At 73.9% G+C, this 10,470-nt stretch carries 9 protein-coding genes; 4 read left to right on the top strand and 5 right to left on the bottom strand.

Features of this window, described 5'->3' with window-relative positions:
- From VF468_18445 to VF468_18425, 5 genes are all read right to left on the bottom strand, one after another.
- Nucleotides 1–386, bottom strand: a 386-nt coding sequence (locus tag VF468_18445) for an acyclic terpene utilization AtuA family protein (protein HEX5880270.1), incomplete at its 3' end; no start/stop codon positions are given.
- A gap of 3 nt (nucleotides 387–389) precedes the next feature.
- On the bottom strand, nucleotides 390–1,151 hold the full coding sequence (locus tag VF468_18440; protein HEX5880269.1) for an enoyl-CoA hydratase-related protein: 762 nt from the start codon (nucleotides 1,149–1,151) through the stop codon (nucleotides 390–392).
- On the bottom strand, nucleotides 1,144–3,549 hold the full coding sequence (locus VF468_18435) for a biotin carboxylase N-terminal domain-containing protein (GenBank protein HEX5880268.1): 2,406 nt from the start codon (nucleotides 3,547–3,549) through the stop codon (nucleotides 1,144–1,146). Before VF468_18435 ends, VF468_18440 begins: the two co-directional genes overlap by 8 nt.
- Entirely contained in the window at nucleotides 3,546–5,144 is a 1,599-nt protein-coding gene (locus VF468_18430; GenBank protein ID HEX5880267.1) for a carboxyl transferase domain-containing protein, read from the bottom strand. The genes VF468_18435 and VF468_18430 overlap by 4 nt, the downstream gene beginning before the upstream one ends.
- A gap of 217 nt (nucleotides 5,145–5,361) precedes the next feature.
- Nucleotides 5,362–6,537 (bottom strand): aminotransferase class I/II-fold pyridoxal phosphate-dependent enzyme, encoded by a 1,176-nt coding sequence (locus VF468_18425; GenBank protein ID HEX5880266.1) that lies wholly within the window; start codon nucleotides 6,535–6,537, stop codon nucleotides 5,362–5,364.
- Nucleotides 6,538–6,620: 83 nt separating this feature from the next.
- On the opposite strand from VF468_18425, the gene VF468_18420 reads away from it, so the two are divergent.
- The 4 genes from VF468_18420 (at nucleotide 6,621) to VF468_18405 (ending at nucleotide 10,314) form a co-directional block, all read left to right on the top strand.
- Nucleotides 6,621–7,301, top strand: coding sequence for a MarR family winged helix-turn-helix transcriptional regulator (locus VF468_18420; protein HEX5880265.1), 681 nt, complete (start codon nucleotides 6,621–6,623; stop codon nucleotides 7,299–7,301).
- Nucleotides 7,298–7,867, top strand: coding sequence for a protoglobin domain-containing protein (locus VF468_18415; protein HEX5880264.1), 570 nt, complete (start codon nucleotides 7,298–7,300; stop codon nucleotides 7,865–7,867). The genes VF468_18420 and VF468_18415 overlap by 4 nt, the downstream gene beginning before the upstream one ends.
- An 84-nt stretch (nucleotides 7,868–7,951) precedes the next feature.
- Complete coding sequence (locus VF468_18410) at nucleotides 7,952–8,776, top strand: J domain-containing protein (GenBank protein HEX5880263.1); 825 nt, start codon at nucleotides 7,952–7,954, stop codon at nucleotides 8,774–8,776.
- Between the two features lie 65 nt (nucleotides 8,777–8,841).
- Nucleotides 8,842–10,314: an Nramp family divalent metal transporter gene (locus VF468_18405; GenBank protein ID HEX5880262.1), complete on the top strand. Its 1,473-nt coding sequence runs from the start codon at nucleotides 8,842–8,844 to the stop codon at nucleotides 10,312–10,314.
- Nucleotides 10,315–10,470: the final 156 nt, after the last annotated feature.

Genomic DNA, 10,470 nt, shown 5'->3' with positions numbered 1-10,470 from the left:
GGCTCCCCCGCCGCCCGGAGGTCATCGAGGCGGCCGAGCAGGTCGTCGCCCTCGACGTGGGCGACGACGACGTCCAGGCCCAGCCGCCCGGCGAGCGCCCGCAGCTCGGCGGCCAGGCCGGCCGGGTTGAGGCCGCCGGCGTTGGCCACCACCTTGACCCCCTGGTCGGCGGCCAGGCCGAGGCACTCCTCCATCTGGGCGAGGAAGCTGGTCGCGTACCCCTTGGCCGGGTCGCGGCTGCGCGAGCGCCACAGGATCAGCATGGTCAGCTCGGCCAGGTAGTCACCGGTGAGCACGTCGACCGGACCGCCCTCGAGCAGCTCCCGCGGGGCGCTGCGCCGGTCGCCGTAGAAGCCGGAGCAGTTGGCGATGCGCAGCGGCTCCATGCCTCAGCGGCCCTTCCAGACCGGCGGGCGCTTCTCCACGAACGCCCGCGGTCCCTCCTGGGCGTCCTCGCTCAGGTACACCGGCTCGAACAGCCGCCAGCCCTCCTCCACCGCCTCGTCGAGCGCGAACCCGGCGGTGGCGTGGACCATGGCCTTGGCCGCCCGCACCGACAGCGGCGCATTGTCGGCGATCCGCCGGGCCAGGCGGCCGGCCTCGGAGCGGAGCTCCGGGTCGGGCACGACCCGGTTGACCAGCCCGACCTCGTAGGCCCGGCGGGCGTCGATCGGCTCGCCGGTCAGCAGCAGCTCCAGCGCCACCCGCGGCGGGACCAGCCACGGCAGCGGCGCCGCCCACGGCGCCCCCCGGCCCCAGCGCGCCTCGGTGACCGCGAACCGGGCCGCGGTCCCGGCCACGCAGAGGTCGCACATCTGCGCCAGCAGGAACCCGCCGCCGAACGCCGGCCCGTTGACGGCGGCCACCACCGGCTTGGTCACCTGGATGTTCCGGCCCAGGTTGGGGGTCATGTCGCGTGGCGGCACGGTCAGGCCGAGGGCGGCCATCTCCTTGAGGTCCGCGCCGGCGCAGAACGCGTCCCCGGCGCCGGTGAGCACGAGCACGGCCGCGTCCGGGTCGGCCTCGAACCGCCGGAACCCCTCCCAGAGGCCGTCGGCGACGGCCCGGTTGATGGCGTTGCGCGCCTCCGGCCGCTCGATCACCAGCCAGACCACGCCGTCCTGGAGCTCGTAGGAGACCGCCTCAGCCATCGCCCGGCTCCTCCAGCTCGGCCACCGCGGCCCCGGCGGCCACCTCCTGACCCTCGGAGACCAGCACCCGCCCCACCCTCCCGGCCCGCGGGGCCGCGATCCGGTGCTCGGTCTTCATCGCCTCGACCACCACCAGCACCGCCCCGGCCTCGACCCGGTCCCCGGCCCGCACCTCCACCCGCCGCACAACCCCTGGCAGCGGCGACACCAGGGCCCCGTGCGGCAGGCCGGTCGCCCCGCGTTCGCCCACGCCGCCTCCGAGGCCGCCCACGGGATCACCGGCAGGGCCGCTCGCGGGGCCGCCCGCGGGGCCGCCCGTGGGGCCGCCCGTGGGGACGCCTGCGCGGCCGCCCGTGGGATCGCCCGCGCCGAACAGGCCCGGTCCCGCGCCGGGTCCCCCGGTGGGGGAGCGTAGCCGATCGCCGGGTTCGGGGGGTCCGGCTGCCCACAGCCCCGTCGGGGCGGCACCCGCCGGAGCGGCACCTGGAGGGGCGGCACCTGGAGGGGCGGCACCCGCCGGAGCGGCACCCGCCGGGGCAGCCCCCGCAGGGGCGACACCCGCAGGGGCGGCACCCGCAGGGGCGGCACCGGCGGGGGCGAGACCGGCCGGAACCACATCCCCCGGGTCCTGCGGCTGTTCGCGGAACTGGCTGTGGCCGAGGGGGCTGTCGACGTGGGCGGTGTCGCCGACCAGGTGGACCTCGAACCGGCGGCGGACGCCCTCGACCTCCAGGTCGACCTGGTCGGGGGTGCAGCCCCACAGGCGCGGCCCGGCGAGCGGGGCGCCGTCGACCTCCAGGGTCTCGAGGGCGCCGGTGCGGTCGAAGCGGTAGGCGACGGGGATGGCGGCGCCGGGGCCCGGGGACAGGTCGGTCCGCTGGAGCTGGGAGGGGTTGTTGCGCCAGCCGGAGGGGACGGCCGGGTAGACGGTCGCGCTGGCCCGGCGGCGGGCCTGGGCGGCGAGGGCGGCGGCGGCCGCGTGCAGCCGGGTGGTCAGGGGGCCGGACGACCCACCGGCCTCGGTCAGCTCGGCCGGGGGGTGGCGTTCCAGGAAGGCGGTGTCGGTCTCCCCGGCCAGGAACGCCTCCGAGCGCAGCACCCCGACCAGCAGGTCGCGGTTGGTGACGACGCCGTGGATCCGGGCGGCGGACAGGGCCGCGGCCAGCGTCCGGGCCGCCTCGGCCCGGGCCGGGGCGTGGGCGATCACCTTGGCCAGCAGCGGGTCGTAGTGCACCCCGACCACCGACCCGTCGGCCACCCCGGCGTCGACCCGCACCCCCCAGCCCCCCGGGCCATCCCCGGTGGCACCCGCGGCCGGGACCCGGAACCGGTGCAGCACCCCGGCCTGGGGCAGGAACCCGGCGGCCGGGTCCTCGGCGTAGAGGCGGACCTCGATGGCGTGGCCGTGCGGCTCGGCCCCGGCCACCTCCGGGGGGAGGGGCTCGCCGGCGGCGATCAGGAGCTGGAGCCGGACCAGGTCGAGGCCGGTGACGGCCTCGGTGACCGGGTGCTCGACCTGGATGCGGGCGTTGACCTCCAGGAACCAGAGCTCCTCCCCCGCGACCAGGAACTCGACCGTGCCGGCGCCGACGTAGTCGACGGCCCGGGCCACGGCCAGGGCGGCCTCGCCCAGCCGGGCACGCAGGGCGGGGCCGACGGCCGGCGACGGGGCCTCCTCGACCAGCTTCTGGTGGCGGCGCTGGACCGAGCACTCCCGCTCGAACAGCTGGGCCATGCGCCCGGCGGTGTCGGCCACGAGCTGGACCTCGACGTGCCGCGGGGCCTCGAGCCAGTGCTCCAGGAACACCTCGTCGCTGCCGAAGGCGGCGTCGGCCTGGCGGCGGGCCGCGGCCACCGCCGCGGGCAGGTCGCCCGGGTCGCGGACCACCCGCATGCCGATGCCGCCGCCGCCGTGGACCGCCTTGACCAGCAGCGGGAACCCGACCCGGTCGGCCGCGGCGGCGGCGAGCTCCCCGTCGTCGACCCCGGTCAGCGATACCCCTGGGAGCACCGGCACCCCAGCCCCCGCGGCGGCCCGCCTGGCCTCCAGCTTGTCGCCGAGGACGGCCAGCACCTCCGGGGGCGGCCCGACGAACACGAGGCCCCGCTTGCGGCAGCCGGCGGCGAAGTCGGCACGCTCGGCCAGGAACCCGTAGCCGGGGTGGACGGCGTCGGCCCCGGTGGCCTCGGCCGCGTCCAGGATGACGTCGCCGCGGAGGTAGGAGTCGGCCGGCGCGGCCCCGCCTAGGGGCACCGCCTCGTCGGCCATGGCCACGAAGGGGGCGTCGCGGTCGGGGTCGGAGAACACGGCCACGGTGGCGATGCCCATGGCCCGGGCGGTCCACAGGACCCGGGCGGCGATCTCGCCCCGGTTGGCGACCAGCAGCTTGGCGATCACATCCGGAACATCCCGAAGCCGTCCGTGCCCTTCACCTCCCCCGAGTGGCAGGCCGACAGCGCCATGCCGAGCACGGTGCGGGTGTCGCGCGGGTCGATGATGCCGTCGTCGTACAGCAGGCCGGTGTTGAACAGGGCCCGGGACTCGGCCTCGACGTGGTCGCGGACGGCCTCGCGCATGGACCGGTCGGCCTCGTCGTCGAACGGCCGCCCGGCCCGCTCGGCCGAGGCCCGGTTGAGGATCGACATGACCCCGGCGAGCTGCTCGGGCCCCATCACCGCCGACCTGGACGCCGGCCAGGTGAACAGGAACCGGGGGTCGTAGGCCCGGCCGGCCATGCCGTAGCCGCCGGCGCCGTAGGACGCGCCGAGGATCAGGGTGACGTGCGGCACCGTCGAGTTGGCCACGGCGTTGATCATCTTGGCCCCGTCCTTGATGATCCCCCGCTGCTCGTACGCCTTGCCGACCATGTAGCCGGTGGTGTTCTGGAGGAACAGCAGCGGCGTGTCGGTCTGGTTGGCCAGCTGGATGAAGTGGGCCGCCTTGTTCGACTCCTCGGAGAACAGCACCCCGGCCGCGTTGGCCAGCACCCCGACCGGGTAGCCGTGGACCGACGCCCAGCCGCAGACCAGGCTGGTCCCGTACAGCGGCTTCCACTCCGAGAACCGGGAGCCGTCGACCACCCTGGCCAGGATCTCGCGCACGTCGGCGGGGACCTTCAGGTCCACCGGGGCCAGGCCGAGCAGCTCGTCCGGGTCGTGCACGGGCCCGTCGGCCGGCCGGGTCGGCCCGGGGCCGAGCTTGCGCCAGCCGAGGTCGGCGATCGCCCGGCGGCCGAGGCGGATGCAGTCGCGCTCGTCGGCGGCCAGCTGGTCGGCCAGCCCGGAGGTGCGGGCGTGCATCTCGGCCCCGCCCAGCTCCTCGTCGGTGGCCTGCTCGCCGGTGGCCATCCGGACCAGCGGGGGGCCGCCCAGGAACACCTTGGCCCGCTCCCGGACCATGATGGTGTGGTCGGACAGCCCCGGGACGTAGGCGCCCCCGGCGGTGGACGACCCGAAGACCAGGGCCAGGGTGGGGATGCCGGCCCGCGACAGCCGGGTCAGGTTGCGGAACACCGCCCCGCCGGGGATGAAGATCTGCGACTGGGTGGGCAGGTCGGCCCCGCTCGACTCGATCAGCTGGACCAGGGGCAGCCGGTTGCGCTCGGCGATCTCCATGGCCCGCAGGGTCTTGCGGAGCCCGAAGGGGTTGGTGGCGCCGCCGCGCACGGTCGGGTCGCTGGCCGTGATCACGCACTCGGCCCCGGCGACCGGTCCGACGCCGGTGACGCCGCTGGCCCCCACCGGGAAGTCGGTCCCCCAGGCGGCCAGCGGCGACAGCTCCAGGAACGGCCCGTCCCGGTCGACCAGCAGCTCGACCCGCTCCCGGGCCAGCAGCTTGCCGCGGGCCCGGTGGCGCTCCACGTAGCTGGGCCCGCCGCCCGCCCTGGCCTGGGCCAGCAGCCGGTCCAGCTCGGCCAGCAGCTCCTGGTTGGCCTCGCGGTTGGCCCGGTAGGCGTCAGAGGACGGGTCGAGCCGGCTCCCTAGCACGCCCATCCCTACCCCCAGCCGTTGTGGTTACCGAGAGGTAACCACGGGCCGGGCCCGGGCGCTAGACCGCGCTCAGGGCTCGTCGCGGGTGTCGTAGACGTCGTTGGCCATGCCGGTGAAGGCGCCCAGCGACGCCTGGCCGGAGTCGACGAGCCAGCGGCAGGCGGTTGCCGAGCGACTTGACCCGGTCGGCCCAGCCGAGTGGGAGATCCCCTGAGCCGGCTCAGCCGAGCTTGGTCAGGGCGCGGCGCAGGTTGCGGATCCCCTGGCCGATGCGCTGCTCGTTCTCGATCAGGGCGAAGCGGACGTGGCCGTCGCCACCGGGGCCGAAGCCGATGCCCGGGGAGGTGGCCACCTTGGCCTCCTTGACCAGCATGGAGGCGAACTCGAGGGAGCCCAGCTCCCGGTAGGGCTCGGGGATGGGCGCCCACACGAACATGGTCCCCCGGGGCGGCTCGACCTCCCAGCCGATCCGGGCCAGGCCGTCGCAGAGGGCGTCGCGGCGGGACTGGTAGATCGCCCGGGCCCGCTCGGGGTGGTCGGGGTCCTCGTTGAGGGTCACGGTGGCGGCGATCTGGATCGGCTGGAAGGCGCCGTAGTCGAGGTAGGACTTGAGCTTGGCCAGGGCCTGCACGGCCTCGGCGTTGCCGACCAGGTAGGCCATGCGCCAGCCGGCCATGGAGAAGGCCTTGGTCATCGAGTAGAGCTCGACCGCGCACTGCTTGGCCCCGTCCGCCTGGAGGATCGAGGGTGGCCGGAAGCCGTCGAAGCCGAGCTCGGCGTAGGCGTTGTCGTGGACCAGCAGGACCTCGTTCTCCAGCGCGAAGTCGACCATCCGCTGCATGAAGTCCAGGTCGACGCAGGTGGTGGTCGGGTTGTGGGGGAACGCGAGCACGATCACCCGGGGCCGGGGCCAGGAGAAGCGGTAGGACTGCTTGACGTTCTCGAAGAAGTCCTCGCCGGTGCCGACGGGGATCTCGCGGACGTCGGCCCCGGCGAACAGCGGCCCCCAGATGTGGATCGGGTAGGACGGCGACGGCACCAGGGCGGCGTCTCCCGGCTGGAGCAGCACCCACATCAGGTGCGAGAAGCCCTCCTTGGCCCCGATGGTGGTGATGGCCTCGGTCTCGGGGTCGAGCTCGACGCCGAAGCGGCGGGCGTACAGGTCGGCCACGGCCTGGCGCAGCTTGGGGATGCCCCGGCTGGCCGAGTAGCGGTGGTTGCGGGGGTTGCGGACGGCCTCGCAGAGCTTGTCCACGGCCGTCGGAGGCGAGGGCAGGTCGGGGTTGCCGAAGCCGAGGTCGATGACGTCCTCGCCGGCCCGCCTGGCCGCCACCTTGAGCCCGTCGATGATGGTGAACACGTACGGCGGCAGGTTGGTGATCCGGCGGAACTCCACAGCACTTCCCCTCTCGAGCCTGGCGGCTGAAGGGCGCAGCGTACTCGATCGACAAGTTGTTAGGAGTCCTATAGAGTTCCCCCATGACGGCCGCCGACCCTCTGCCCCCTGACGAGCCGCTGGCCCGGCGGGTGACCACCGGGCTGGCCAAGGTCGGCCTGGCCCTCAAGCACCAGGCCTGGGCCGAGGCGGGCGGCCGGGGGCTGACCCCGACCCAGGGACAGGTGCTGGCGCTGCTCCGGGCCAGCCCGGCCGGCCTGCGCCTGGGCGTCCTGGCCGGGCAGCTCGGCGTGACGGCCGCCACCACCTCCGACAGCGTCGGCGCCCTCCAGCGCAAGGGCCTGGTGACCAAGCTGCCGCTGGCCTCGGACGGCCGGGGGGTGCTGGTCCGGCTCACCCCGGCGGGGATGCGGGAGGCGGCGGCGGCCGCCGCCTGGCCCGACTTCCTGCTCGAGGCCGTGGACGAGCTGTCAGAGGCCGAGCAGGCGGCCTTCCTGCGCGGGCTGATCACCATGATCCGGACCCTGCAGACCAGGGGCCGGATCCCGGTCGCCCGCATGTGCGTGTCGTGCCGCTTCTTCCAGCCGTTCCGCCACCCCGACGGGCGGCTGCCGCACCACTGCGCCTTCGTCGACGCCGCCTTCGGCGACGGCGAGCTGCGCCTCGACTGCCCCGACCACGACGCCGCCCCCGCCGACCTGGCCGCCCACACCTGGGAGGCGTTCCGCAACCCTCCCACGGACGACCCGAGGAGGAGCCCGTGAACCAGGCCGACATCCCCGGCTACACCTTCGGGACCGGCACCGTCCCGCGTTCCCCGGTCAGCCTCGAGGAGCTGGAGCTGCTCAAGACGACCCTGCTGCTCGGCCCGGACGACCTGGCGGCGCTGCGCCGCTCCGCCGAGCTGCTGGCGCCGAGGGTCGAGGAGATCCTCGACGTCTGGTACGGCTTCGTCGGCGCCAACCCCCACCTGCTGGCCGCCTTCACCGGTCCCGACGGCCAGCCCGACCAGGCCTACCTGGCCGCGGTCCGGCGCCGCTTCGGCCGCTGGATCCTGGACACCGCCCGGGCCGAATACGACCAGGCCTGGCTCGACTACCAGCACGAGATCGGCCTGCGCCACACCCGGGCCAAGAAGAACCGCACCGACGGGGCCGACGCCGCCGACCACATCCCGCTGCGCTACGTGCTTGCCCTGCTCGTCCCCATCACCACCACCCTCAAGCCGTTCCTGGCCGACGACGAGGCGATGCACCAGGCCTGGGTCAAGGCGGTGCTGCTCCAGGTGATCCTCTGGAGCCACCCCTACGTCCGCGACGGCGACTTCTAGCGGCCGGGGGCGCCGGTCCGGGCGGTGGCCGGCCAGGGGCACGTGTGGCGGGTGACGGGGGGGCTCGGGTAACGTCCTGCGCTTGTGAAGGACCCCACCTCGTCGGCGATCGAGTGGCATCCCGGCCCCGGAGCGGAAGAGCTCGTCCGCCGCAAGGCTCAGCTCCTGGTCCTGTCGGGACGGCTGCTGCAACGCGAGCGCGACCTGGCGGCCTTCCGCGCCGAGCTGCACGCCTTCGAGACCAGCTACCGCAAGGCGCTCGGGGCCCGCTACGCGCGGCTCGACGAGCTGGCCGAGCGGCTGGACGAGACCACCCCGGCCGGCGGCCTCCCTCCCGAGGAGGACCCCGACGGCGACAGCCCGGCCGAGCGCTACCCCGGCCAGGGCCTGCCCGGCGGGCAGAACTGGGCCTGGGGGGAGCGCGAGCCGGAGAAGGAGCCGGAGCGGGTGGTGGTGAGCGACGACGCCAAGCGGCTGTTCCGCCAGCTGGCCCGCCTCATCCACCCCGACCTGGCCGGCGACCCGCAGGAGCGGGAGCGCCGCACCAACCTGATGGTGGCGGCCAACGAGGCCTACGAGCAGGGCGACACCGCCGCCCTGGAGCGCCTGCTGGAGGAGTGGCGCCAGAGCCCCGAGGCCGTGACCGGCAGCGGGGCCGCGGCCGAGCTGGAGCGGACCCTGCGCCGCATCGCCCAGGTCGAGGCCGGCATCCTCCGCATCGACGAGGAGCTGGCCGAGCTGGACGCCTCGGCCATGGGCTGGCTGCGGCGCCGGGTCGAGAAGGCCGCCCACGAGGGCTGGGACCTGCTGGCCCACATGGTCAGGGAGCTGGACCGGCAGATCAGCGAGGCCCAGCTGGAGCTGGACCGGCGCGCGGCAACGGCGGCCACCGCGGGCGTCTGGGAGTAGGGCGGCGCTGCCTGGGTACCAACCCAGGGACGCAACGGCTGCGGACGACGGGTGGTGGGCTGTACATGGCCAGAGACATCCAGGGCGGGCCCGGAGAGGCCCACGAGACCGGGGCGACAGCGACAACGTTCCCGACCAAGTACCTCCCGCCGGTCACCTACAAGCAGATGCCCGAACCCCTGTCCCTGCGCAAGGTGCTGGGCCCGGGCGTGATCGCGGCCGGGATCGGGCTGGCCTCGGGCGAGTTCATCCTCTGGCCCTACATCACCTCCCAGGCCGGCCTCGGCTTCCTGTGGGCGGCGGTCGTCGGGGTGGTGACCCAGTTCTTCATCAACATGGAGATCGAGCGCTACACCCTGGCCACCGGGGAGACGGCCCTCACCGGGTTCAGCCGCTACTGGAAGCACTGGGGGCTGTTCTTCGCCGTGCTGACCTTCCTGGCCAACGCCTGGCCGGGGTGGATCACCAGCTCGGCCACGCTGGTCACCTTCATCTTCGGCGGCGGCAACGTGAAGCTGCTGGCCATCCTCGGGCTGGCCTCGATCGCCATCGCCCTGACCCTGGCCCCGGTGGTGTACACGGTGGTCGAGCGGGTCGAGTTCTTCAAGGTCGGGCTGGTCATCCTCTTCATGGCCGTGGCCATCGTGGCCGCGGTCACCGCCGACGCCTGGTCGTCGCTGCCGGACGCGGTCACCAACTTCGGCCGCCTGCCCGAGGGCCTGCCGCTGGCCCTGGTCCTGCCGGCGCTGGCCTTCGCCGGGGCCGGGGGCGGCCAGAACCTGGTCCAGAGCAACTGGATGCGCGACAAGGGCTACGGCATGGGGGTCCACATCCCCCGCCTGGCCTCGCCGGTCACCGGCGAGCCGGAGGCCGCGCCCGGCACCGGCTACACCTTCCGCGAGGACGAGGGGAACCTGGCCCGCTGGAAGGGCTGGTGGGAGGTTGCCAACAAGGAGCAGCTGGTCAGCTTCGTGGCCATCACCATCGTGACCATCGTGCTCATGTCGATGCTGGCCTACTCGACCGTGCTCGGCGCCGAGGCCGAGAACAACATCACCTTCCTGGAGGCCGAGGGCAACGTCCTCATGGACACGGTCGGCACCTGGTTCGGCTACCTGTTCTGGATCATCGGCGCGACCTCGCTGTTCGCCGCCGCCCTCGGGATCGTCGACTACACCTGCCGGCTGGTCGCCGACGTCCTCAAGGTCAGCTACCTGCGCGACAACGACACCTGGTCCGAGAGCCGCATCTACTTCCTGCTCGTCTGGGTGCTGGTCGTCTGGAGCGCGATCATCCTGCTGACCATCCAGTCGCAGCCGCTGATCCTGCTGATCATCTCCGCCTCCATCGGCGGCTTCATGATGTTCATCTACTCGGGCCTGCTGATCCTGATCAACAAGCGGTCGCTGCCGCCGTCGGTGCGGATCGGCGGCTTCCGGACGGCCACCATGGTCTGGTCGGTGCTGCTGTTCGGGACCGCCTCGGTGATCGCCATCTCCGACCAGTGGGACAACATCAAAGAGCTGTTCGGCATGTAGCGAGGCATCATGTGGCGGTTCCTGCTGACCGTGGCCATCGCCCTGGTCATCTGGATGCTGCTGGCCGGGCTGGCCGCCCTGCTCGGCTTCCTGTAGATATATCGGGACATGAGCCATGCCGCCGATCGTCCACGCCCAAATCCGGTCTGGCTGCTG

Source organism: Actinomycetota bacterium (assembly GCA_036280995.1).
In the GTDB taxonomy this organism is placed as follows: domain Bacteria; phylum Actinomycetota; class CALGFH01; order CALGFH01; family CALGFH01; genus CALGFH01.
This window is presented reverse-complemented; position numbering and strand designations above follow the sequence as displayed.